The sequence below is a fragment of the Natronococcus pandeyae genome, from assembly GCF_008122205.1.
Lineage (GTDB): Archaea > Halobacteriota > Halobacteria > Halobacteriales > Natrialbaceae > Natronococcus > Natronococcus pandeyae.
Map to the genome: position 1 here is coordinate 173,330 of NZ_PHNJ01000007.1, position 22,264 is coordinate 195,593.

A 22,264-nucleotide genomic window follows, 5' to 3' on the forward strand; every position below is an offset into this window, starting at 1 on the left:
GCTCGAGCGATCGGGCGAACCCGCTAAGGATCGTCTTCCGGTAACGAAGCGTTCGTTCGATCCTCTCGACGGTCGGTTCCTAATGACACTCGTTAACAATACTATTATTAGGTACTGTACAGTTTAGATGAGTGCGCATGAGAAGAGAGAATAACCGCGAAAGCGCTGGTAGTACCGATAGTTCGGCTACATCTCGGATACTCGGACGATCGACCGGTCGGCGTAGTTTCTTGAAGGGGACTGCCGCCGTCGGCATCGGAGTCGCGGCGAGTACCGTCGCGAGTGCCGATACCGACGGCGAAACCGCGGACGACGGCTGGGAGGCGACTGCAGTTACCGCCGGCGGGGGCATGGTCTCGAGTTCTCACCCGCTCGCGTCGGAGATCGGCGCGAACGTTCTCGCGGACGGCGGGAACGCGTTCGACGCCGCGGCGGCGACGCAGTTCGCGCTGGCGGTCGTCGAGCCGAACGGATCGGGGCTCGGCGGGAGCGACCTGCTGCTCGCGTACGACGCCGACGACGAGCAGTGTTACGCGGTCGACGGATTAGCCAGGAGTCCGATCGAAGCGTCACCCGAGATCCGCTACGACGAGGACGGAGAACAGAAACCCCCCATGGAACGGTCGTACGGTGGTATCGCGGTCGGAACACCGGGAACGGTGCGAACCCTCGACGTGTTGCTCAAGCGCTGGGGTACCCGTTCGATTCGAGAGGTCGTCGGACCGGCCGCCGATCTCGCCGCAGAGGGATTCGAGGTCGATCAGCGTCTCGCAGAAACGGTCGGGTGGTCGGCATGGCGTTTCAACGACGCCGCTTCGTCCGTGTTTGCACCGGACGACGAACCGGTATCGGTCGGCGATACGCTCGTACAGGACGCGCTCGCAGAAACCCTCCGGCTGATCGAATCCGACGGAATCGATCCGTTCTACCGGGGCGAGATCGCCGACGCGATCGTCGAGTTCGTTCGGTCGGCCGGCGGCGTCATGAGCGCGTCCGACCTTCGATCGTATCGACCGACGATCGAACCCGTCCCGTCGATCACCTTCGACGAGCCTCATCCGGCCGTCGCGAGGGGCGGTGAAATCCGGGTAACCGCGACGCCCCCCTCGAGTTACGGCGTCGTCGTCCTCGGACTGTTGAAACTGATCGAGGACCTGGATATCGATCGGGACGGTGCGAATTCGATCGAGCGCTATCACTACCTCGCCGAGGCGCGCCGGCTCGCCAGCGCACCGGTCTACGCGACGGGCGGCGACCCGGAGTTCGTCGACGTTCCTGCGCGAGGGATGCTCGCGGACGAGTACATCGACGAGCGCCGCGACATGATCGATCCGACGGAGGCCGATTTCGACCTCGTCTTCGAACCCGGCGAGCCGTGGAGCCATCAGCCCGGACGGCCGTACGTTACCGATCCACCGGCTGGCGTCTCCCCGTCCGATTTCGCTGACACGCCCGGCGACGGTACCGACGAGGGCGAGAGCACGACTCACTTCGTGACGGCCGACAGCGAAGGGAACGTGGTCTCCTGTAGCGGAACGCTGTCCGCCAACTTCGGTACTGGCGCCGTCGTTCCGGACTACGGCTTCTTCCTGAACAACTCCGTCTCGAATATGAGTTCGGAGCCGGGACCGGACCAGATCGCGCCGCTTCGGCGCTACTCGACGAGTATGTGCCCCACGATGGCGCTCCGAGACGGGAAGCCGCTACTCGCACTCGGATCCCCCGGAGGCGGCTCGATTCCGCGGGTCGTCGCCGGCGTCCTCACGAACGTCCTCGTACATGGGATGTCGCTCGCAGAAGCGATCTCCCACCCGCGAATGTACATGTGGACGTGGGAAGCGGAGGTGGATTCCGCGGTTGTCGAAGGAATGCGATCTCGCGAACACGACGTCGACGACGATCCGACTCCACACATCGGGGACGTGCAGGCGATTCGCATCGACCAGCGACGAGAGCAACTCGTCGGCGTGGCCGATCCGCGACGGGGCGGGGCCGCTATCGGAACCGACGAGACCAGTTGAGCGTCGCGAGCGCGGTGAGTTCGGCGACAGCGTTCGAAAGCGGGCGCTCGAATCGCTGTGAAGACTGTCTGACGTATCCGGACGCGGCAGGTCTTCGTGACGTCCGCGTTCAGTAGTACGGCTCGTAACTGGCGACGAACGATTCGCTGTCGATTTCCGTGCGCTCGAGCGTGCTCGCGTCGGGCGTGACGGGCTCTTCGGTGTCGAAGGCAGCCTGCACGCCGACCAGCAGGATTCCCGAATCGACGACCCGGTTTCGATCGTCGCGCTCGCCGCGGGCCGTCGCGAGGAACTCGTCGAGAAACGGCTCGTACATCCGCTCGAGTTCGTCGGTCGAACTGCCGACCTGGACCGTCTGGGTGCGTTCGCCGACCGTCAAGAAGCCGAACGTGCCGTCGCTGTCCGGACCGTCGAACCGGAGCGTCGCCGTGGAGCCGTCCGAGAAGTCGATCGTCGCGACTCGTCTCGGCCCGTCTTTCGGCGTGACCCGCGTCCAGTCGGCCCCCGTCAGCAGTCGAACGCTGTCGACGAGGTGGACGCCGTAGTAGAACGAGTCGCCGTAGCCGACGGAGAACGCGGTCTCCGGCGTCGTGTCCGCGAGCGACGAGACGGAGGGATGAAAGGGAAGCGACGAACCGCCGAACAGCGGCGCGCCGCCGCGGATCGCCGCCTGCTCGATTGCGGTCACGTCGGCGACCGATCCCGCCAGCGGTTTGTCGATCATCGTCGGCACGCCCGCCTCGAGAAACGGCGTAGCGAGGCGACGATGATCGTTCCAGTCGACCGCGAGCACCATCGCCGCGTCGACGTCGTCGACCATCGCGTGCGGATCGTCGTACCGGTTCGCATCGTAGCGATCGCAGAACTCGCGCGTGTACTCCCGCTCGCGGACGTCGCCGCCGTCCCAGACGGCCGCAATCGATACGTCGGTGCGATCGTCGAGAATGCTCGCGAACGTTTCCGGGTGACTGGTGTCTAGCCCGAGTATCCCTAGCTCGATCATTGGCAACACATCTCTTTCCGCGACATATAATTCTGATTACTACTCGTCGAGAGGAGTGCACCGCGCTCTCCGGCGGAATTTCGCAGATCGTACTCGAAGCTCATATCGCGACGTGATCCACAGTAAGAACGGAGCCGAGCTAAAACTATCGGTGGGTCAGACGTGTTCCGTCGGCCAGATATAGAACTGGAGCGGGAGCGTCGCCTCGAGCAGCGGATCGCGCTTCCGAAGTTCGCGCTGCCGGTCCTGGAAGCCGAACAGCAGGGCCGTCATCGAGAGGCGGTCGAGCGAGAGATCGGGTTCGGCGGTGGAGCGCTCGACCGTGACGCCCCCCGTATCGTACGAGAGCCGAACGGACGCGTCCGCTTCCTCGAGACCCAGCGTGAGGTCGCCGCGCTCTGACCGCCCGGTTTCGAGCCAGCGCGTCTCGAGTTGATCCTCGAACGCCTCGAGGAGCACCGGGAGATCCCGGACGTTCAGCTTGCGGTGGGGCCGTTGCTGCCAGAACCGGCTGTGGCGGTGGAAGACGTCGTCGAGCAGGTGGCGCGGGTGGACGCAGGCCGTGAGCTCGTTCAGGTCGTACATCGCGAGCACGTGCTCGAGCAGCGTCTCGACGCCGCGTTCGGAGCCGCCGAACTCCTCGATCGTGCGGCTGCGGCTCTCCCGCGTGAGGCTGAGGTACGCCGGGCCGTCGTCGCCCTCGTAGAGGAGCGTCTCGAGGCCCCGCTGGCCGAACACGATCCGACTCAGTTCCCGGTCGCGGTGGACGCGGTAGGGTTCCTGGCCGTGGATCTCGCGGAGCACCTCGAGGTGTTCGTCCGCGCCGTCGTAACACGTGACGGCCTCGGCCGCGGGTTCGGGCGTCCCCGCGAACGATCGGTCGGTGATCGTATACCGGAGTTCGGCGCCGGCGTTCTCGTACCCGAAGTGGTTGTACCGCTGCCGATTGCCGCTGAGTTCCGACAGCGGGACGTCGGCGTCGTCCATCCGGTCGAACCAGAACTCGAGCAACTGGCTCATGTAGCCGTTGCCGCGGTACCGCCTGTCGGTGGCGACGCCGCCGATCCCCCAGCACTCGACGGTCCCGTCGCCAACGACGAGCGTCTGCGGGATCGCCGCGACGTGGCTCACGATCCGTCCGTCTTTCTCGACGATCGCGTGGCGGTCGCTGCGTTCCGGATCGTAACAGAAGGGGAGTCTGGCGGCCATCCCGCCGCGCTCGTAGGCGAAGTAACGATCGAGTAGTGCCATCATCTGCGGGAAATCGTCCTCGGTCGCGAGCCGCGGACTGTCGGTCTCCGTCATGCGATACCAACTCAGTGGGGGGCATCTCACAAAAGCTTTGTCAGCCATGTGATCTGCAGTGGGGGAAACGCGAGACTCCGCTCGGTCGAGAGCCGATGGGTTTCAGAACCGACTCGTCGAAATGTAGTTCCTCCGGACCGACGGCTAACGAATTCGTTAGCCGAGTAGCCGTCGCAGTTCCGCGAGTTCGTGTTCGGCGACCTCGCGTTCGTCCTCGCGGTCGTCCCGCGGGACGTGACACTCGTCGGTGACGTAGCCGTCGTACCCCGCCTCGGCGAGCGCGTCGAACAGCGGTCCGTGGTCGACGCTCCCCTCGCCGAGCAGCCGCGGCTGGAACGTCTCGAGTCCGTCGTCGGTCTCGAGTTCGAACGCGCCCGGCCGATCCGGATCGTCGATTCGCTGTTCGTCCTTGACGTGGACGTGCGCGAGGTCGTCGCCCAGCTTCTGGATCGACTTCTGGCCATAGTCGTCGAGCGTGATGTACATGTTTCCGGCGTCGTGGATGGCGCCGACGTTCTCGCGGTCGATCTCCGCGATGAGCCGCTTCGTCGAGTCTACCGTCTCGGTGATCGTGTGCGCGTGGATTTCGATGCCGATGGTGACGTCGTACGCCGCGGCGCGATCCGCCGCGCGAGCGAGCCACGCCGCCGCGTGTTCGTAGTCGTCGTCGGTCGCCTCCCGAACCGGCGGGCCGCCGGGACCGTGCCGGACGATATCACAGTCGAGCGCCTCGGCGAACTCGAGGAACGTGTCGAGTTTCTCGAGTTCCGCCTCACATTCCGACTGGGACTTGCCGACGTAGTGACCGGAGTACGTCGCCAGACACGGCACCTCCAGGCCGAGGTCGTCGAGGTGGTCGCGAAACGCGGTTACCTCCTCGAGCGAGCGCTCCACGCCGAGGTGGGGCTCCCGGCACATCGGCTCGAAACCGTCGTAGCCGATCTCCGCTGCGAGTTCGGCCGCCTCCTCGAGCGAGCGGTCGCGTAGCACTTTGCTAAACAGGGCTGTCCGTATCGCCATTGCAACTACGGTGCCACTGCTGAACCTTAAAGACTGGTGTCCACTCGCTCCCGATCACCGGCCACCGATCACGGGCGGAGTACGGCTTTGATAACGCCGTCCCGTCGCTCGGTGACCGTCTCGATCGCGGTCTCGTACTCCTCGAGTGGAAACTCGTGGGTGACGATCCCCTCGGTCGTGAGGTCGCCGCGCCGGAACAGCGAGACGATCTCGTCCGTGGCGTGGGCGGCCGTGACGCCGCCGACGATCTCGAGTTCCTTCGCGACGATCTGGTTCGGATCGATCTCCGTGCGGCCCCCGAAGACGCCGGTGAGGACGATCGACCCCCGCTTCCGGGTCGCCTGGAGGCAGGTCTCGACGACGTCGCCGGCGCCCGCAGTTTCGACGCAGAGGTCAACGCCGTCACCGTCGGTATACGAGCGGAGCGCCTCGACGGGATCCTCCTCCCGGACGTTGACGGTGAGGTCCGCGCCCAGCGACTCGCCGGCGGCGAGCCGTTCGTCCCTCGTTCCCGTCAGCACGACGTCGTCGACGCCCTGGGCCTCGAGCAGCTGTACGCCGAACAGCCCGAGCGAGCCGGGACCGAGCACGGCTGCGGTGTCGGAGAACGAGGTTTCGACGCGCTGGAGGCCGTGTAACGTACAGGCCGCCGAGTCGATCTGGCAGGCCTCGACGTCGGAGACGTCGTCCGGGAGCGGCGTCAGGGTGTACGCCGGAAACGCGGCGTACTTCCGGTAGCCGCCGGCGACGGTGAAGCCGATCTCCCGGAGCTCCTCACACTGGTAGTACCGACCCTCGCGACAGGCGGTGCAGGTGCCACAGTAGATGAAGCCGTGGAGGGCGACTCGATCGCCGACCGAGAGCGACTCGACGTCGGCGCCGAGTTCGACGACTTCGGCGCACACCTCGTGGCCGGGAGTCAGCGGATACTCCGTCCAGGGCGGACCTTCCCCGTGGATCAACCCGATGTCGCTTCCGCAGATGCCGACGGCGCGGATCCGAACCAGCGCCTCGTCTGGGCCGGGTTTCGGTCGCGGCTGCTCTTCGTCCCAGATCTCGCCCTCACCGTTCGTGACTAGTGCCTTCATGCTATCTCGACTGGCTGTGATCGTCGCCAGTCCTCTGTAGAGGGTCCGGGACGGCGACCACGTGAACTACCCCACCCTACTCACTCGCGGCTACCGCCGCTCGTTCCTTGAAGGTGGGGCTTCCTGTGTCAACGACGGTACTTGCAGACACTACCTCGAAAGAGGTATCACCCGCAGCGGTGCCAGTCTCAACAGGCGTTGATTCGGCCAGTTCCCTGCCTATATCATCCGAATCCTCAACCACTCCTAGTTCAAGTAATCCACGACGCTGTACCTCAAGGGCAGCGTTCATATCACGGTCAGTCTCGAACCCACACGATGGACACGAGTGTTCGCGCACCCACAACGGCTTCTCCGACTCCACACCGCACTGTACACACTGCTTCGTCGTACCCTCTGGCGGAACAAGGACCACGTGGCAACCGTTTTTCTCTCCAAACCGCTGGAACGTCTGTAGTGCCACGTACCACGACATCGCCGCGATATTCCGACTATTTCCGTTCTGTCGCATCATACTGCCAACGTTCAAGTCTTCGAGGAACACCGCGTCGTATCGCTTCGTGTACGCGTTAGCGAGAGCTTCACGGTATGCTTTGCGCTTGTTCGACAACCGCTCGTAGGCTCTCGCCAAGCGTTGGCGAGCCTTGTTCCAGTTATTCGACTCGTGTTCCTTGCGGGACACGGCTTGATGTCGCTTGTCAATACGCTCGCGGTCTGCCTCTTCGTCTAACGGTTTGAACGCTCGTCCGCCAGAATCGTGGATGAACTTGGTGATACCGAGGTCAATCCCCACGGTATCTTCGACCTCGATGTCCTCGACAGCAGGCTTGTCAGGATGGTCAGCATCGTATTCGACCATGATGCTGACCGTCCAGTCGCCTGTTTTCTGCTTTTTTAGGATGATTTCTTTGACTGTGGCATCGTCTGGGAGTGGTCGGTGGAAGTTCAAGTGGAACGTGCCGATTTTCGAGAAGTCAACCGTAGCGTGGTTCGTCCGACCCGTGTTACTATCCACGTCGAAGCCAGACTGATTGTACGTAATGCTACGGTACTCTCGCGGGCTTTTCCACTTGAGTTCGCCAACGTCGAAGCCGCGCTGCTTCAGCTTATCGAGGATGGTCTCAGAGTGCTTGATGCGACGCACTGCCATTTGCAGGCACTTCGAGTACACGTCGCCCCATTCAGGCCACTTGCGCTTCCACTCGGGAAGCTTGTTCTGCATCGCGGTGTACGACGGTTTATCGTACTCGGGCGCGGATTGGTACTCTTGAGATAGTGCGTGGTTGTATACTTTTCGGCAGGTTTGAATTGCTTTCCACGCACTCTCGGCAGTGATCGTATCCTCGGGCTCGGCAGCATACTGGAACGCTTCTTCGACCACCATTGGCTGATTAGTCGTGTCTAGACTTGAGCGTTTTGGTGGGTGCATGGCTTACAGCTGTATCCCCGCCCTACTGCGCTCCTCGCTCGCAGTACTCGCTGCGGTGCTCCTTGAGGACGGGGACTTAGCCTGCAAAAGTTAAACCTAGCTTCGCGTGAATGATCCCGAACGAGGGGAGGCTTTATTTCCTCGTCGCGAAATTGGCAGCGTGTATGGACGCGATCAATTCAGCGGACGCACCCGACAGTATCGGCCCGTTTTCGCAAGCGGTCGTTCACGACGACACCGTCTACGTCTCCGGACAGGGACCGGTGGATCCCGACACGGGCGAGGTCGACGTCGAGAGCATCGAGGAGCAGACCGCACAGACGCTCGAGAACATCGGCGCGATCCTCGAGGAAGCGGGTACGTCGCTCGAGAACATCGTCAAGGCGAACGTCTACGTCACCGACATGGACGATTACGACGCCGTGAACGAGGCCTACGCCGAGTACGTCTCGGAGCCGTATCCGGCGCGCTGTGCCGTCGAGGTGTCCGACCTCCCGATCGACATCGGCGTCGAGATCGAGGTCGTCGCGGCGGTGTAAGGAGACGGCGCGTCGTCTCGCGAGCGGTCGTTTTTTCGACGAACGAGGTGTGAGACGGCGAGCCGACGAACCGACGAGCCGCGGGCGAGATCAGAGATACTGTACGAGTTCGGTGACGACCTCGTAGAGGTAGTTGCCGACGATCCCGACGATCGCGAGGTAGCCGACGACGCCGAGAGCGGTGGCGAGGCGGCCGTTCGAGTGTGTTCCCATGACGTCGTCGCTGCTGGCGAGCGCGAGGATGAGAAAGCCGAGGATCGGGAATGCGACGACGGCGGCCGCCTGTGCGACGCGAAGCAGTTCGACCGGATCGCCCTCGAAGATCAGGACGACGACGAGCCCGAACAGCACGGCGACCGTCGACCAGAGTTTGACCGGGCGGCCGTCCATCGAGGGGTCGCGGCCGAGGCCGTCGACCAGCAGCGTCGCGCCGATGAGCGCGTTGACGACGAGCGAAGAGAGGCTCGCGAAGAAGAAGCCGAGCGTGAACAGGTAGAACGCCCCCGAGCCGGCGACGGGCTCGAGCTGTGCGGCCATCCCCGTCGCCGAGAAGGCCGGCTCTCCCGTGCCGGAGATGACGCTCGCACTGGTCAGGAGGATCACCGTGACGAGGAGGCCCAGGACGGCGATACCGAGGATGCTGTCCGTTCCCTTCTCCGAGAGCTGGTCAACATCCCAGTCTTTCTCGCGTACCAGGTAGCTCTGGTAGGTCGCCGCGGCGATCGAGAACGTCGTCGCGGCCATTCCGAGCGCGAGGAGTGCGGCGTCGACGTCCGGGATGGTCGGAACGAGGCCGGTCGCACCGGTTCGAACGTCGAAACCGACGGTCGCAAGCGTCCCGACGAACGCGAGCAGCATCACGCCGACGACCGTTTTCACCAGCAGTTCGACCTTGTCGTACAGGTCGGGCAACCAGAGGAAGCCGATCGCCGCGAGCGAGAAGACGGCCGCCCACAGGCGAACGTCGTACCCGACGAGCGCGTTGGTCGCGAACCCGATTCCGGCGTTGTTTCCGGCCTGAAAGGCGAGGATCGCGAGGAACCCGAAAAAGCCGCCGGCGGTCGCGACCGCCGATCCGTATCGCTCCCTGGTAACCTGCAGGATCGTGTCACCGGTGACCAGCCCGATTCGCGCGGCCATCCAGGTGTACGTGATCATAAAGACCGTCGCGACGATCGGGACCCAGAGCAACTGGTAGCCGTACAGACTGCCCGCAATCGTGCTGAGCGCGATGCTCCCCGGACCGACGACGACCGCCGCGAGAACGAGCGCCGGACCGATCATCCGAATTTGGTTCCACACCGTCCCACCCGGCAGGGCCCCCGCGATTCGTGTGAACATCTACCCTACTACGTTATTTCGTACCGTAAATAACCGTCGGTGAGACAGTCAGAATCCGGTACAGAACCCGTGAATCGCCACCACGAGTTTTGCAGGGTATACGGCACAGGGCAGCGATTCAGCAGCCCTCGCTACGGAGTGGGAGGTGGTCACACCCATCACAAGTTACATTAGGAACTAGTCCGTCAACGCAGACGAACGAATGTCTGCCAGCTTTGTACACGTAGAGATGCCAACGTCCACCCTCAGTACCGACGACGGAGGGTGTCCCACCGAGAGCGATGGGATCGAAGAGGAGGTGAGCCGATCATGAAGTTTGGCGTCTTTCTGAACCAGTACTACACGCCGGACGACGACTTCGAGGTCACCGATCTGTACGAACAGGCCGAACTGATCGAGGACGTCGGCTTCGACGGCGTCTCGCTCGGCGAACGACACGTCCACGAAGAGGGCGTCGTCGAGCCGATCACGGGACTCTCCGCGCTCGCGGCGCGAACCGAGACGCTCGATCTCTCGACGATGGCGATGTTGCCGATGCTGTACAATCCGCTGCATCTCGCCGAGTACGTTTCGACGATCGACCGGCTCTCGGGCGGCCGCATGCACTTCGGCGCCGCGGTCGGCTACCGGGAACGCGAGATCGAACCGTTCGGTATCGAGATGGAGGAGCGATCGAAGGCGATGATCGAGTCCCTGCACGTGCTCAAGCGGCTGTGGACCGAAGAGAGCGTCAGTCACGACGGAACGCAGTGGTCGTTCGACGACGTGTTCGTCAGCCCCCGCCCGGAAGAAGAGATGCCGGTCTGGATCGGCGGCCACGCGGACATCGCGATCAAACGAGCGGCCTACCGCGGCGACGCCTGGATCGCGAGCGCGTCCTCGACGACTGACGACCTCGAGGAGCAGATCGGCGTCTACGAGTCCTCGCTCGAGGAGTTCGACATGGATCGCGAGGACAACGAGGTCATCCTCATGCGGGACTGCTTCGTCGCTGATTCGGTCGAAGAGGCGCGGGAGACCATCGAGCCCTACCTGCTGAAGCTCTACCAGATGTACGCCCGCTGGGGGCAGACGTACATGGACGAACACGAGGTCGAAGTCGACTACGACGAACTCGAGGAGAAGTTCGTCATCGGCTCGCCCGCCGACTGCGTCGAGCAACTCCGCGAGTACGAAGAACTCGGCGTCGATCAGGTGTACGTCCGCTGCCAGTTCCCCGGACAGCCCCAGGAGACGACGCTCGAGACGCTCGAGCGCTTCGGCGAAGACGTCATCCCCGCACTCGAGTGATCATGGCCAAATCCGATACCCCAACCACGGACGTCGAGACCGGCGACGGAACGACCGCCCCGCGGGTCGGCTACGTCGGTCTCGACCACCACCACGCCGAGCCGTACCTGCAGACGCTCGAGACGCTCCCGGCCACGGTGACCTGTGCGTGCGAGCCGAACGACGCGTTCGACGCCGAATCCGTGACGAGTCTCGGCGACGTCCCTGTGTACGGCGATCTGGAGACGATGCTCGCGGACGCCGCCCTCGACGCGGTGTTCGTAACGCTCTCGAACCGAGACACGCCGACGGCCATCGAACGGGCGCTCGAGCACGGCGTCGACGTTTACACGGAGAAGCCGGCGGCGCGCACCGCCGCGGAACTCGAGCCGCTACTCGACCTCGAGTCGCGCACCGACGCGACCGTCTGCGTCTCCTATCCGTGGCAGGACCACCCGATCGCCACGCAACTGAAGTCGCACCTCGACCGCGGCTTCTTCGGCGACCTTCGCGGGTTCGAGGCGCGGTTCGTCGCCTCACAACTCGACTATCGCGACACCGACCACTACATCTTCGACGCGGACGCGAGCCGCGGCGGCATCCTCCAGTGGCTCGGCATCCACTGGATTCAGCTCCTCTCGTGGCTCCTCGACTCCCCGATCGAACGGGTGAACGCCAGCATGGCCGCCGAGTTCGACGGCGTCGGCGTCGAAGACGGTGCGACGCTCCAGCTGGAGACGGCGGCTGGCGCACTCGGAACCTTCCACTGTGGCTACTACCTGCGCGAGGGTATGTACGACACCCAGCTGAACCTCTACGGCAGTGGCGGTCGGAGTAGCTGGGATCCGATGGGACGGACCTTCGGCTTCGACGGCGAGACGTCGCTCGAACTCGAGTCGACGGACGGCGACTGGAGCGCCACACCCGCCAGGACGATCACACACGAGTACGAACCGGAGCCCGGCTACGGCGGCGCATGGGGACAGGAGTTCGTCCAGCAGTTCTTCGAGGCACGCGATGCGGGGACGGAGCCGCCCGTCACGCTCGAGGACGCTCTGACCGTACTCCGGATCCTCGACGCGGCGTACGAGTCGGCCGAGACGGATCGGTGGGTCGAGGTCGAAACGTAACAGTAGATAGTAGCACGGTTTCTTTATTCAGGGTCCACCGTGAAACTCGCGTTCAGTACAGGTGAAGGAGGCAACGCTGCGGTAGCGCCACAAGCGCAGCACCCGCGAGCGACCATCGGGAGCGAGCGGCTTTTTAGCGTAGATTTTTGCGCGAGTGGTTCCGCGCTTCGCGCGGAATCCCGACGCGGAAAAAGGTACGTGGGCTTCTCTACGTAACGATTCGACCGTCCCAGGTTCAAACCAAGGCTGAAGAAAGAAATCGTATTACCACTACTGGTAAGATTCGTTCTCAGCGTTCGACGACGTGGTTCTCGAGCGTTCCGACGCCCTCGAACTCGACCTCGACGACGTCGCCCGGCTCGAGCGGGCCGGGGCCGAACGGCGTGCCGCTCGCGATGACGTCGCCGGGCTCGAGCGTGATGAGTTCCGTCACTTCGGCGACGAGCTCCGGGACGGAGAAGATCATCATCTCGCGCGTCGTCTCCTGTTTCACCTCGCCGTTGAGCCGGAGCTCGAGTCGCGCGTCGTCGGGGACTTCGTCGGGTGTCGCGAGCACGGGCCCCATCGGGAGCGAGGCGTCGAACGCCTTGCCGCGGACCCAGTTGCGCTCCTCGGCCTGGTCGTCGCGGTTCGAGATGTCGTTGACGCAGGTGAATCCGCGAACGACGTCCATCGCCTCGTCCTCGCTGACCTCGCGACACTGCTCGTCGATGACGATGCCGAACTCCGCCTCGAATTCGACGTCGTCTCGTCCGGGCGGCAGTTCGATCGCGTCGCCGTGGCCGACGAGGCAGTTCGGGGTCTTCAGGAACAGTTCGGGTCGGTCCGGCAGGTCGTCGAAACCGGACTCCTCGCGGTGGTCCATGTAGCCCCCGGCCTGGCAGACGATCTTCGTCGGATCGCTGGGGGGCAGGAGCGTCACCTCGTCGGGGTCGTATCGTCGGTTGCCGGCTTCGATACCGCTGTCGGTCCACGCCCCGGTCCGGGTAAGGCCGGACGGATCGCTAAATCGGACTGTACGCATCTGTGTGCGATCATGGATCTACCAGATTAACGTTCTTTCGGTCGTCGCAACGAGTCGGCCGGACCGGGCCGCTGAGACGGGTGTGCTGTCGGACAGAAGTCAGTGAGAAGTCGGTTGCGAAATTCCGGTCGTCACCGGTAATGATGACCGAGTTCGAGCGACCGGTCTTCGAATAGTTCTGTCCGACAGTATGGGAGGCGAACAGAACTACTCGTCGTCTTCGTCGTCTTCGCCGTCCTCATCTTCCTCCTCGTCCGTCGCGCCCTCGAGCGTCAGCGTGACTTCTTCGTCGTCCTCGCCGACGGAGACGTCCTCTTCGACCGACTCGAACTCGTCCTCCGTGCTTTCGGCGACCACCGTGTAGTCGCCCTCGTCCTCGAGGGAGACGGTCACTTCGCCGTCCTCGATCTCCTGGCTGTACGTGTACGACATGGGATCGTCGTCGAGGTCGACGGTGACCTCGACACCCTCCGAGATCGGATCTCCGTCCTCGTTTTCCAGGTGGACCGTCAGCGATCCGGGCCCGTCGTCTTCGCCTTCCAGGTCCTCCTCGTCGAGTTCTTCCTCCTCGTCGTCATCGTTCTCTCCGTTCTCGCCGTTCTCGTCCGCGTCGTCGCCGTCGTCGCCCGCACAACCTGCGAGCGCGATTCCCAGACCGGTTGCAAGCGTTACACTAACCTGTCGTCGGGTGAGACGATTCGTTCTCACAGTACGTATGTATTCGATAGGTAATATAAGCGTTTACCCGGTCGATCAGCGATACTCGTCTAGCCGAACAGCTTCGTCGCGCTCGCTCGAGTCGTAAATCGCGCGGAGGACTCGCTGGACGGTCAGCGCGTCGTCGACGGTCCCCGTGAGCGCGGTCGGCTCTCCGTCGAGCGCCTCGAGAAACGCACGGTCCTCGGCGAGGTGCATGTCGCCGACGTCGACGGATATCGTTTCGTCAGTGCCGTTCGGCCGGGCGTCGAACACCTCGAGGTCCGGTTCGGTGACGTCGAACTCGACGCCCGCGTCGGTCCCCCGGACGACACACTGCTGGGACGGCGAGCGCGTCGCGCGCCAGGACGTTTGAACGGCGATCGTCCGGCCGTTAGCACACCGCAACAGCGCGAGCGCCGAGTCCTCCACGCCGTCGGTTCCGAACTCGCTGCGAGTGACCCCGGTAACCTCGAGGACGGTCGGATACTCGAGCAGGTACAGCGCCAGGTCGATGACGTGGACGCCGAGATCCATCGCAACGCCGCCGCCGGCCAGCTCCGGATCAGTAAACCAGCTCCGTCCCTCGCCGGGCAGCGCGTCCCGTCGAAGGTAGTCCACGTCGACGTGCGTGATCGAACCGAGTCTCCCCGCCTCGCGCAGCGCTACGACCCGCCGCGTGAGGTTCGAGAACCGCATCGTGAACCCCACCGCGCAGAACGCGTCGGCCTCGTCTGCCGCGGCCGCGATCCGTTCGGCGCTCTCTATGGAGTGAGCCAGCGGTTTCTCGAGCAAGACGGCACACCCGCGCTCGAGGGCGGCGGTCGCGACCCGTTCGTGAACGCTGTTCGGAACGCAGACGAACACCGCGTCGACGGCGGCGTCCTCGAGCAGCGACTCGTGGTCCGCGTACGTCGAAACGCCGTACTCGGCCGCGAACGACTCACGCGCGTCTGCACTCACGTCCGCGCCGGCGACGAGTGTCGCGTCCAGTTGGCGGATCCGATCTGCGTGAATGCGGCCGATCGTTCCGAGTCCAACGATCGCGACGCGCGGTGGTGGCCCAGCAGTCATTGGGAACGAATGACGAGCGACCGGGACAAAAAGGTCCGCCTCCCGCTTCGTTCGCGAACGCAGCGGTACGTTTATTTTCGTTTGCTGAACAGGAGATGGTATGGATCGAGCACTTGTCGTGATTGACGAGATGGAATCCAGCGACGAACTTCTCCGGGAAGCGGGCGAACTCGCGGCCGGCGCGGGAGCGAGCCTCGTGATCTTCTCGCCGCTGTCGGAGGACGCCTACGAGGAGGACGCGTCGGTGCTGTCGGAGATCGAAGCGGTCGAACGGACCTCGTTCGACAAGAACCCCGAACATCTGGCCCGATCCGCCGCCGACCAGGCGGCGAGCGAACAGCTCGACGACCTCGACGTCGAGTACGAGACTCGCGGAACGATCGTCGATTCGGGTGAGCGGGCGACGGCGATCGTCGAGGCGGCGACGGCGACAGAGTGCGACTACGTCTTCCTGATCGGCAAGCGCCGCAGTCCGACGGGGAAGGCCATCTTCGGCGAGACCGCACAGGACGTACTGCTCAACTTCGATGGACGCGTCGTCGTCACGATGGAATGACATCCTCCCCGGCGTTCACGCCGGGGTTTCCTCGCGCTGGGAGTCTCGGCTATGCCGAGTTGGTTCGAGAGAGCATCACTCTCTCGTCATCACGAGACGGCTCGCCGTCTCGAACGACCACGGAGGCAACTTGCGGGTTTGTGTGCTCCTCGTTGGGACGGTGAGAGTATGGTGTCTCCAGCCAGTTGTGGCTGTCCCACTTGAGGCACACGGGCCGTGCCATCGGCCGTGCTACCGTTTCGTGCTGCCTCAGGAACGTCTTGCTCGCGACGAGGTCCGCGTGCCCCTCGAAGCCGCAGGTACACGTGAGCGTATCCTGGTGCCGCGTCGTGTCCTCTGTCGAACCGCAGTTCGGACACTCCTGGGACGTCCACGCCTCCGTTCGAACTTCGACGGTGATGCCGTACTCCTCGGCGGTATCAGCGAGTCGTTTGACGAACCGCCGGAACGCCCAGAAGTTGTGCAGCTTGGCGTTCGTCCGCACCGACCAGTTCGTCTCGAGGACATCCGTGAGGTCGCCAACATACACCGTCAAAACGCCCTCGTCGTACAGCCGTTCGATCAAGTCGCGAGCGAGCGCGTCCATCGCGTGGTCGCGCCGCCACGTCCGGCGTCGGTATAGCCGATCGATTCGCTTCGAACTGCGCTGACCATCCTCGAGTTTCGACTGAAGCTCGGCAATCCGTTGCGTGGTCTCACGAAACCGTTCGAACAGGTCACGGCCCTCGTACAGGTACTGCTCGCCGGTCGTCGTTGTACAGGCGACGATGTTGTTCGCACCGATATCCAGAGCGGCGGATTCGGCCGCCAGTGGTTGTGCCAGTCGAGAATGATCGTCGCTAATTGTGACTGGCTGAAAGGCCCTGAATTGGTCCGAATACTCGTCGTAGTACAGTTCCAACCGACCCTGTTTCTCGTACTCCTTCCAGTTGGGGTCGCCCCGAACCTCGAGTCGGAGGCGTTCCCGGTATCCAAGACCGTACTTCTCTTTCAGGTCTTGGCCGACGAGGATCTCGAGGCGAGAGTATTCGCCCCATTCGACCGAGTACGACGTGTTGCGGATGTACGTCCGAAGCTCGCGGTCGTCGCCGCTACCCCAAAAGCCGGGCTTACCGGTGGCTTCGCCCTTCTCTCGGAGCGCGAAGAACGACTTCCATGATTCGCGGTTCTTCCGTTCGATTTGTTGAACCGTGGACGCGCCAAGTACGCCGCCGTATCGACCGCGGTACTCGTCGATCTCCCAAACGTCTCCGTCTGGATCCTCGAAGTTGGTACGTCGTTCGTAGTTGATCTCGTTCCAGAGAGCGGCTGAAGCGTCCAACATCCGGCAAAGTAACTCCTCGTCCGCGTCGGTCTGCGGAACCACTTCGAACTCGTTGGTGCGCTTCATTCGCCGTAACGTCTATAACGTCCTAACGTCTATTAAGTCTTATGCGTCCGAATATAGACCTGTCCCATGCAACGCATGGCCGTGCGAAAGACTTCGCCGAAGAACAGGACATTACGCTCACCGAAGCGTATGAACAACTCTTGAATGCAGGGCTCGACGCCGTAGAGACTCCGGACGAGGAGTAAGCGGTGGTTCGCGTAGTCGAATGACGCGATTCACGCCCGTTGAGCAAACCGAAGGTTTGCGATGCCCATCAGAACGCGGAATGTTCTGAGGACCACCCCAGAAGCCTACGGCTTCTGGTGTGCGAACGAGACGCAACGCGTCTCGTCAACGCCGTAAACGGCGGGATTCTCTTGCTGTTTTAGATAGCCGAGAGAGTTGTCTCAGTAACGCACCTCGACCGGTTCCCCGGTCGCCGCGGATTCGTACGCCGCTTCGACGACAGCGACCGCCTCGAGCGCGTCTTCAGGCATGACGGCGGGGTCGCGTCCGTCGGCGACGCTGGTGACGAAGTCCCCGATCAGCCCTGCGTTCGGGTCGGTTCCGCAGAAGACCGAGCGGATCCCCTCGTCCTCACCCGAGGCCTTCGTGTGACGAACTGACTGGTCGAAGCAGTCGACGGCGATCGTTCCCTCGCGGCCGACGAACTCGACCGTGGCGTCGCCCCAGGTGTGCCAGGCATCCGGCTTGCTCCAGGAGCCGTCGAGCAGGAACGTCGTCCCGTCCGTTAGCCGCATCGAGAGGACGTTGACGTCTTCGACGTCGATGTCGTGAAACCGGGTTCCCGTCTCCGCGTACACCTCCTCGACTCGTTCGCCGGTGAGATGGGACACGAGATCGACGATGTGAACGGTGTGGTCCATCACCGCGCCGCCGCCGGACTCCTCGGGGTCGACGAACCAGCCGCCGGGCATCCGTCCCCGGTTCGTGCCCGAGATCGAGAGGAGGTCCCCGATCTCGTCCGACTCGAGCGCCCTTTTCGCCCGCTTCGCAGGTTCGCTGAATCGGAGCGGCATCGCCACCCCCAGCGCGATCCCCCTCTCGCGTCGGCGCTCGACGATCTCTCGAGTCGCTTCGAGCGACGGCGCGAGCGGTTTTTCACAGAGGACGTCGACGCCCGCGTCGGCCGCTCGGTCGATCCACGCGGCGTGGCGGGCGTTCGTCGAGCAGACCACCGCGGCGTCGATCCGCTCGAGCAGCGCGTCGGCGTCGGGGACGTAGTCGACGCCGTGACGGGCGGCGGTTTCGCGGCCCCGATCCGGATCTTCGTCCGCGATGCCGACGAGGTCGGCGTCCCCTCGGTCGACGAGCAGCCGCGCGTACTCGTCGGTGTGAACGTGCGCCGTCGAGAGGATACCGACGGAGACCGGTTCGACGGAGGCAGTCATCGACCCACCTCCGCTGGCGAGACGGGTTCACCACGCTCGGCCGAACGCCGCGCGGCGAGCGCGAGACGCAACGATTCGACCGCGTCGTCGGGCCCGACCGCCGGCTCCGAATCCGACTCGAGACAGGAGACGAACTGCTCGAGTTCGCGCTGGTAGCCGTCCCGTGCGAGCGGTCGCTCCACCGTCGATCCGTCCTCGGTCCAGCGAACGTACGGTTCGTCGGCCGCGCTCGAGAACTCGACGAGGCCGTCGTCGCCCGCGAGTTCGAGTTCGGACGTCAGCGGTCTGCTCGAGGGTTGCGCCCACGAGGCCTCGACGTACCCCGCCGCGCCGTTCTCGAAGCGGAGCGTGGCGAACCCGTGCGCCGACTCCGCCTCGCCGGTCGTTCTGGCGAAGACGCGGTCGACCGGCCCCCAGCACCACCGGAGGTAGTCGAGGTCGTGAATGGCCAGGTCGACGAAGATGCCGCCGCTCTTCTCCGGATCCGAGAACCAGTCGTTCGATCCCCAGTCCGGAAACGGCGAGAGCCGACGCGCTCGCGCGACGCCGGGCGACCCGATGTCCAGTTCCCTCGCCCGTCGGTACGCCGGCATGAACCGGAGGACGTGGCCGACCATGCACGTCGCGTCCGCGTCGTCGACGAGGGCGGCCAGTTCGCGAGCGTCGGCGAGCGATTCCGCGATCGGTTTTTCGAGAAAGACGTCGAGCCCCGACTCGACCGCGGTTCGGACGATCGGGAGGTGCGTGTGCGTCGGCGCACAGACGTCGACGAAGTCGAGATCCGCGCCCTCGCACATCGCGTCGACATCGGTGTACGCCTCGGCGTCGAGGTCGAACTCCGCGATCGTCTCGCCGGGCCCGCTCGGCGACGAGATCGCCGCGATCTCGACGTTCAGTGCTCGATACGCCTCGATGTGCGTCCGCGCCATGAAGCCCGCACCGGCGATTCCCACTCGCATACCTGTGAAGATCTACCACGGTACAGATAATCGTTTGGTGCGGACAGCGCTCGAGCGAGTCGGATGGCTCGGTTCACGGGCTGGTTGCGGCAGCTCGAATGAGACGCTTCAGTTCACGCGTTCGACGTCGTACCCCTCGTCTTCGATCGTCTCGATGATACCGCTCGCGTGGCTGGCGCCGCTCGTCTCGACGAGGAAGACGAGGTACGCCTCGCCGACGGAGAGCGAGTCGTTCGCCCGGTAGTGGTGGACGGTCCTGATGTTCGCGCCGCGTTCGGCGATACAGGTCGAGAGCTGCGCCATCTTCCCGGGCTCGTCGTCGATCCGAACGCGCAGGCGAATGAGCTGGCTCCGCGAGGTGAGTTCGTGAGTCAGCAGCGTCTGTAGCATCGACATGTCCAGGTTTCCGCCCGAGAGGACCGGCACCACCGTCTCGTCCGCCACGTCGAGCCGATCGCTCAGCAGCGCGGCGACCGGCGCCGCGCCGGCCCCCTCGACGAGTTGCTTCGCGCGCTCGAGCAGGAGCACCACGCCGCTGGCGATCTCCGCGTCGGAAACGGTGACGACCTGATCGACGTGCTCGTCGATGAGGTCGAGCGTGAGCGAGGACGTCCCGCCGGTCGCGATCCCGTCCGCGATCGTGTTCGGGTCGTCGATGTCGAGCGGTTCGCCCTTGTCCAGGCTCTCCGGCACCGTCGCGGCGGACTCCGCCTGCACGCCGACGATCCGGACGTCCGGCGCGTACTCCGCGAGGGCGGCGCCGATGCCGGCGATCAGCCCGCCGCCGCCGATCGGGACGACGACCGTGTCGACGTCGGGGACGTCTTCGACGATCTCGAGCGCGACGGTCCCCTGGCCGGCGACGATGTCGGGATCGTCGAACGCGTGGACGAACGCCGTTCCGTCGCGATCCGCGAGCGTCCGGGCGTGGTCGACCGCCGCGCCGAAGTCCAGTCCCTCGAGCACGACGTTCGCGCCGTACCCCTCCGTCGCCTCGATCTTCGACTGCGGCGCGGTCGTCGGCATAACGATCGTCGCCGGGATACCCGTTTTCGTCGCGGCGAGGGCGACCCCCTGCGCGTGATTCCCCGCGCTCGCCGCGATGACCTCGCCGACGTCGTCGCGTTCGGAGAGCGTGAGCAGTTTCCGATACGCACCCCGCGTTTTGAACGAGCCGGTCCGTTGCAGGTGCTCCATCTTGAGGTGGACCTCGCCGCCGGTCCGCTCGCTGAGCGTCCGACTGTACTCGACCGGGGTTGGCTGTACGATATCCGGATCGTCGAACCGACGAGCGGCGTCGTCGATATCGCTCGCTGTGAGCCGCGTCATTCGTTCGCAGTACACGTCCGTCAGAGAGTATGAATGTATGGTGTGTCGCTCGGATCGTTCGTGTCACTCATCAGCGTTGTTATAATTTCCGCAGAGATTAAGAGCGGCCGAAGAGTGGCCGCCTGTATGACCATCAGTGTCCGTTCCGTCGACCAGTGCGTACTAGACATGGAGTTGCGAATGCCGTTCCACTTCGGAAATACGACCCTCACAGAGCTTCCGCACCTGTTCGTTCGAGTCGAGGGCGGGGACGAACTGGCGGGACAGGAAGGGATCGCAGCGGAGGGGCTCTCGCCGCTGTGGTTCCTCAAAGAGCCGGACGTCACCTTCGGGGACGGGCTCGATCGAATGCTCGAGGTCATCGACGAGGCGACCGCTCGAGCCACGGAGATCGAGGCCGACACGGTCTTCGACTTCTGGCTGACGCTCCACGAGCGCCAGCGCGAGTGGGCCGAGGACACCGAGCACCCGCCGCTGCTGTGGTCGTTCGGCGTGAGCCTCGTCGAACGCGCGGTGATCGACGCCTACTGCCGGGCTCGAGAGACGACGTTCGATCGGGCGGTCCGCGAGAACGCGCTCGGGATCGAACTCGGCGAGATCTACCCGGAGCTATCGGGGACCGAACCCGCGGACTATCTACCGGACGAACCCCGAGAAACGACGGCGATCCGGCACACGGTCGGGTTCACCGATCCGCTCACCGATGACGATCTCGACGCCGAGAGCCGGCTCGACGACGGACTGCCCCAGACGCTGACCGACTACGTCGAGCAGCAGGGCGTCTCCTACTTCAAGATCAAGCTCAACGGCGACGTCAAGGCCGACGCGGATCGACTGGCGCGACTGGCCGACGAACTCGAGGGAATCGGCGACTACGCCATCACTCTCGACGCGAACGAACAGTACGGCGACGCCGACTCGTTCAGGGCGGACTGGGAGCGGTTGACCGAGTCGTCGGCAACCGACGCGCTGCTCGAGCGGTTGCACTACGTCGAACAGCCGCTCGCCCGCGGCGACGCCCTCACCGACGCCACCCGGGAGACGTTCACCGACTGGGACGATCGGCCGCCGATGATCATCGACGAGTCGGACGGCGAACTCCGGAGCCTCTCGCGGGCGCTCGACTGTGGCTATGTCGGCACCAGCCACAAGAACTGCAAGGGCGTGTTCAAGGGCCTCGCGAACGCGTGTCTGATCGACCACCGCCAGAACGAAGCGCGGGACGAGGAGTACGTCATCAGCGGGGAGGATCTCTCGACGGTCGGGCCGGTGTCGCTGCCACAGGATCTCGCCGTGATGGCGACGATGGGGAACGAACACGTCGAGCGCAACGGCCACCACTACTTCCGCGGCATGGGGATGCTCCCCGACGGCCTCCAGGCCGACCTCCTCGACGCCCACGGCGATCTGTACCGGGAACACGAGCGTGGGTTCCCCACGCTCGACGTCGAAGACGGTCGAATCTCGCTCGAGTCGGTCGTCGACTCGCCGTTCGGGTACGCCGTCGACCTCGACCTCGAGCAGTTCACGCCCCGAGCCGAGTGGGAGTTCGCGCCGTCGGCCGAGTAACGCGAACACCCGGTTCCGTTTTCTCCTCCAAAACGCAACGGTAGCCAGTGTGGCCCTGCTATCTCTACTCGTATCCCTACCGGCGGAGTTCGGGGGTCGTGCGTTCAGTCTGTGGGACAGAATGTAAAAAT

General features: G+C 64.2%; 19 protein-coding genes. 6 read left to right on the top strand and 13 right to left on the bottom strand.

The window, feature by feature from the left end; genetic code table 11:
* Positions 1-230: 230 nt before the first annotated feature.
* A complete protein-coding gene (gene ggt, locus CV102_RS14520; protein WP_187432984.1) occupies positions 231-2,021 on the top strand; it encodes a gamma-glutamyltransferase in 1,791 nt (596 codons plus the stop codon).
* A gap of 109 nt (positions 2,022-2,130) precedes the next feature.
* On the opposite strand, the gene CV102_RS14525 is transcribed toward ggt, so the two are convergent.
* The 5 genes from CV102_RS14525 to CV102_RS14545 all read right to left on the bottom strand — a co-directional run bounded on the left by CV102_RS14525 (position 2,131) and on the right by CV102_RS14545 (position 7,818).
* Positions 2,131-3,024 (bottom strand): Gfo/Idh/MocA family protein, encoded by an 894-nt coding sequence (locus CV102_RS14525; protein ID WP_148858724.1) that lies wholly within the window; start codon positions 3,022-3,024, stop codon positions 2,131-2,133.
* A gap of 156 nt (positions 3,025-3,180) precedes the next feature.
* Positions 3,181-4,329, bottom strand: a complete 1,149-nt coding sequence (locus tag CV102_RS14530; RefSeq protein WP_148858725.1) for a GNAT family N-acetyltransferase — start codon at positions 4,327-4,329, stop codon at positions 3,181-3,183.
* Positions 4,330-4,485: 156 nt separating this feature from the next.
* Positions 4,486-5,349 carry a sugar phosphate isomerase/epimerase family protein gene (locus tag CV102_RS14535; protein ID WP_148858726.1) on the bottom strand — a complete coding sequence of 288 codons (864 nt, stop codon included), beginning with the start codon at positions 5,347-5,349 and terminating at the stop codon, positions 4,486-4,488.
* Positions 5,350-5,417: 68 nt separating this feature from the next.
* Positions 5,418-6,437, bottom strand: coding sequence for a zinc-dependent alcohol dehydrogenase (locus CV102_RS14540; protein ID WP_148858727.1), 1,020 nt, complete (start codon positions 6,435-6,437; stop codon positions 5,418-5,420).
* 76 nt (positions 6,438-6,513) lie between these two features.
* Positions 6,514-7,818, bottom strand: coding sequence for an RNA-guided endonuclease InsQ/TnpB family protein (locus tag CV102_RS14545; RefSeq protein WP_148858728.1), 1,305 nt, complete (start codon positions 7,816-7,818; stop codon positions 6,514-6,516).
* A gap of 212 nt (positions 7,819-8,030) precedes the next feature.
* On the opposite strand from CV102_RS14545, the gene CV102_RS14550 reads away from it, so the two are divergent.
* A complete protein-coding gene (locus CV102_RS14550) occupies positions 8,031-8,405 on the top strand; it encodes a RidA family protein (RefSeq protein WP_148858729.1) in 375 nt (124 codons plus the stop codon).
* A 90-nt stretch (positions 8,406-8,495) separates the two neighbouring features.
* Here CV102_RS14550 and CV102_RS14555 read toward each other — a convergent pair whose 3' ends face one another.
* The gene (locus CV102_RS14555; protein WP_148858730.1) at positions 8,496-9,746 is read right to left on the bottom strand and encodes an Nramp family divalent metal transporter; all 1,251 of its coding nucleotides are present in this window, start codon (positions 9,744-9,746) and stop codon (positions 8,496-8,498) included.
* Positions 9,747-10,055: 309 nt separating this feature from the next.
* On the opposite strand from CV102_RS14555, the gene CV102_RS14560 reads away from it, so the two are divergent.
* Positions 10,056-11,036 carry an LLM class flavin-dependent oxidoreductase gene (locus tag CV102_RS14560; RefSeq protein ID WP_148858731.1) on the top strand — a complete coding sequence of 327 codons (981 nt, stop codon included), beginning with the start codon at positions 10,056-10,058 and terminating at the stop codon, positions 11,034-11,036.
* A 2-nt stretch (positions 11,037-11,038) separates the two neighbouring features.
* Complete coding sequence (locus tag CV102_RS14565; RefSeq protein ID WP_148858732.1) at positions 11,039-12,145, top strand: Gfo/Idh/MocA family protein; 1,107 nt, start codon at positions 11,039-11,041, stop codon at positions 12,143-12,145.
* Between the two features lie 289 nt (positions 12,146-12,434).
* Here the strand turns inward: CV102_RS14565 and CV102_RS14570 are convergent, their stop codons facing one another.
* From CV102_RS14570 to CV102_RS14580, 3 genes are all read right to left on the bottom strand, one after another.
* Positions 12,435-13,169, bottom strand: a complete 735-nt coding sequence (locus CV102_RS14570) for a fumarylacetoacetate hydrolase family protein (RefSeq protein WP_148858733.1) — start codon at positions 13,167-13,169, stop codon at positions 12,435-12,437.
* Positions 13,170-13,376: 207 nt separating this feature from the next.
* Positions 13,377-13,877, bottom strand: coding sequence for an S-layer protein (locus CV102_RS26035; RefSeq protein WP_187432985.1), 501 nt, complete (start codon positions 13,875-13,877; stop codon positions 13,377-13,379).
* A gap of 45 nt (positions 13,878-13,922) precedes the next feature.
* Positions 13,923-14,939, bottom strand: coding sequence for a Gfo/Idh/MocA family protein (locus CV102_RS14580; RefSeq protein WP_148858734.1), 1,017 nt, complete (start codon positions 14,937-14,939; stop codon positions 13,923-13,925).
* Positions 14,940-15,039: 100 nt separating this feature from the next.
* Between CV102_RS14580 and CV102_RS14585 the strand changes: the two genes are divergently transcribed.
* On the top strand, positions 15,040-15,495 hold the full coding sequence (locus CV102_RS14585) for a universal stress protein (RefSeq protein ID WP_148858735.1): 456 nt from the start codon (positions 15,040-15,042) through the stop codon (positions 15,493-15,495).
* Between the two features lie 49 nt (positions 15,496-15,544).
* Here CV102_RS14585 and CV102_RS14590 read toward each other — a convergent pair whose 3' ends face one another.
* The 4 genes from CV102_RS14590 to ilvA form a co-directional block, all read right to left on the bottom strand.
* A complete protein-coding gene (locus CV102_RS14590; RefSeq protein ID WP_148858736.1) occupies positions 15,545-16,885 on the bottom strand; it encodes an RNA-guided endonuclease InsQ/TnpB family protein in 1,341 nt (446 codons plus the stop codon).
* Positions 16,886-17,271: 386 nt separating this feature from the next.
* Positions 17,272-18,276 carry a Gfo/Idh/MocA family protein gene (locus CV102_RS14595; RefSeq protein WP_148858737.1) on the bottom strand — a complete coding sequence of 335 codons (1,005 nt, stop codon included), beginning with the start codon at positions 18,274-18,276 and terminating at the stop codon, positions 17,272-17,274.
* Complete coding sequence (locus tag CV102_RS14600) at positions 18,273-19,235, bottom strand: Gfo/Idh/MocA family protein (protein ID WP_148858738.1); 963 nt, start codon at positions 19,233-19,235, stop codon at positions 18,273-18,275. The genes CV102_RS14595 and CV102_RS14600 overlap by 4 nt, the downstream gene beginning before the upstream one ends.
* Before the next feature lie 108 nt (positions 19,236-19,343).
* The gene (gene ilvA, locus CV102_RS14605; RefSeq protein WP_148858739.1) at positions 19,344-20,564 is read right to left on the bottom strand and encodes a threonine ammonia-lyase; all 1,221 of its coding nucleotides are present in this window, start codon (positions 20,562-20,564) and stop codon (positions 19,344-19,346) included.
* A gap of 126 nt (positions 20,565-20,690) precedes the next feature.
* Here ilvA and CV102_RS14610 point away from each other — a divergent pair, with 126 nt between their 5' ends.
* Positions 20,691-22,133 carry a hypothetical protein gene (locus CV102_RS14610; protein ID WP_148858740.1) on the top strand — a complete coding sequence of 481 codons (1,443 nt, stop codon included), beginning with the start codon at positions 20,691-20,693 and terminating at the stop codon, positions 22,131-22,133.
* Positions 22,134-22,264: the final 131 nt, after the last annotated feature.

Excerpts from the sequence above, each read along its gene's own strand:
- CV102_RS14525 (WP_148858724.1), bottom strand. The coding sequence starts at position 3,024 with ATGATCGAGCTAGGGATACTCGGGCTAGACACCAGTCACCCGGAAACG.
- CV102_RS14530 (WP_148858725.1), bottom strand. The coding sequence starts at position 4,329 with ATGACGGAGACCGACAGTCCGCGGCTCGCGACCGAGGACGATTTCCCG.
- CV102_RS14535 (WP_148858726.1), bottom strand. The coding sequence starts at position 5,349 with ATGGCGATACGGACAGCCCTGTTTAGCAAAGTGCTACGCGACCGCTCG.
- CV102_RS14540 (WP_148858727.1), bottom strand. The coding sequence starts at position 6,437 with ATGAAGGCACTAGTCACGAACGGTGAGGGCGAGATCTGGGACGAAGAG.
- CV102_RS14550 (WP_148858729.1), top strand. The coding sequence starts at position 8,031 with ATGGACGCGATCAATTCAGCGGACGCACCCGACAGTATCGGCCCGTTT.
- CV102_RS14555 (WP_148858730.1), bottom strand. The coding sequence starts at position 9,746 with ATGTTCACACGAATCGCGGGGGCCCTGCCGGGTGGGACGGTGTGGAAC.
- CV102_RS14560 (WP_148858731.1), top strand. The coding sequence starts at position 10,056 with ATGAAGTTTGGCGTCTTTCTGAACCAGTACTACACGCCGGACGACGAC.
- CV102_RS14565 (WP_148858732.1), top strand. The coding sequence starts at position 11,039 with ATGGCCAAATCCGATACCCCAACCACGGACGTCGAGACCGGCGACGGA.
- CV102_RS14570 (WP_148858733.1), bottom strand. The coding sequence starts at position 13,169 with ATGCGTACAGTCCGATTTAGCGATCCGTCCGGCCTTACCCGGACCGGG.
- CV102_RS14580 (WP_148858734.1), bottom strand. The coding sequence starts at position 14,939 with ATGACTGCTGGGCCACCACCGCGCGTCGCGATCGTTGGACTCGGAACG.
- CV102_RS14585 (WP_148858735.1), top strand. The coding sequence starts at position 15,040 with ATGGATCGAGCACTTGTCGTGATTGACGAGATGGAATCCAGCGACGAA.
- CV102_RS14590 (WP_148858736.1), bottom strand. The coding sequence starts at position 16,885 with ATGAAGCGCACCAACGAGTTCGAAGTGGTTCCGCAGACCGACGCGGAC.
- CV102_RS14595 (WP_148858737.1), bottom strand. The coding sequence starts at position 18,276 with ATGACTGCCTCCGTCGAACCGGTCTCCGTCGGTATCCTCTCGACGGCG.
- CV102_RS14600 (WP_148858738.1), bottom strand. The coding sequence starts at position 19,235 with ATGCGAGTGGGAATCGCCGGTGCGGGCTTCATGGCGCGGACGCACATC.
- ilvA (WP_148858739.1), bottom strand. The coding sequence starts at position 20,564 with ATGACGCGGCTCACAGCGAGCGATATCGACGACGCCGCTCGTCGGTTC.
- CV102_RS14610 (WP_148858740.1), top strand. The coding sequence starts at position 20,691 with ATGACCATCAGTGTCCGTTCCGTCGACCAGTGCGTACTAGACATGGAG.